This is a genomic window from Chloroflexus sp. MS-G, assembly GCF_000735195.1.
Classification (GTDB): domain Bacteria; phylum Chloroflexota; class Chloroflexia; order Chloroflexales; family Chloroflexaceae; genus Chloroflexus.
In genome coordinates this window covers 1-673 of the sequence record NZ_JPIM01000249.1, presented here as the reverse complement: position 1 = coordinate 673, position 673 = coordinate 1, and the positions used below count along the sequence as shown (strand labels likewise).

1 protein-coding gene is annotated in these 673 nt (G+C 55.4%); it reads right to left on the bottom strand.

The window, feature by feature from the left end; translation table 11 throughout:
- Positions 1 to 87: 87 nt before the first annotated feature.
- The coding region (gene trhA, locus JE47_RS0120225; protein WP_031461467.1) for a PAQR family membrane homeostasis protein TrhA at positions 88 to 673 on the bottom strand (586 nt) is incomplete at its 5' end.

Genomic DNA, 673 nt, shown 5'->3' with positions numbered 1-673 from the left:
GGGGAACCAACCATCCCCCCTTCCTCGCCCGCAGCGCGGGAGAGGAAGGGGGGCTAGGGGGGAAGGTGAGGGAGTCCGGATATACTCTTAAAAGACAACCAACGCTACCGCGATAAAATGAAACAGGCTGCCGAGGAGCACGAAGCCGTGCCAGATAGCGTGCATGTAACGTCGCTGTGATAACATGTAAAATGGCGTTCCGGCGGTGTAGGCCACACCACCGGCAACCAATAGCCCAATCGTTAGTGGGCTGAGGGTCTGTAACACCTGATCGGCAGCAATAACTACCAGCCATCCCAATCCGATGTAGATCAACGTCGAAAGTAAACGAAACCGACCAGTGAGAAAAAGTTTCATTACCACACCGGCTAGAGCCAAACCCCAAACCAGACCAAACAACGTCCAGCCCAGTGTACCGCGCAGGCTGATCAGGGTAAACGGAGTATACGTACCGGCGATCAGCAGAAAGATAGCACTATGATCGAAGACCTCGAGTATGGCCCGTCGGCGACGGCTACGACTGGCGTGATAAAGGGTTGAGGCTAGGTAGAGGAGGGTAAGCGTCACACAAAAGGTTGTGGCACCGGCAATCTGCCAACCATCACCACGCTGCCAGACCATGCCAAGCAAGATGGCACCGGCCAGTGCGCTGATAAGTGCGCCTAAACCATGG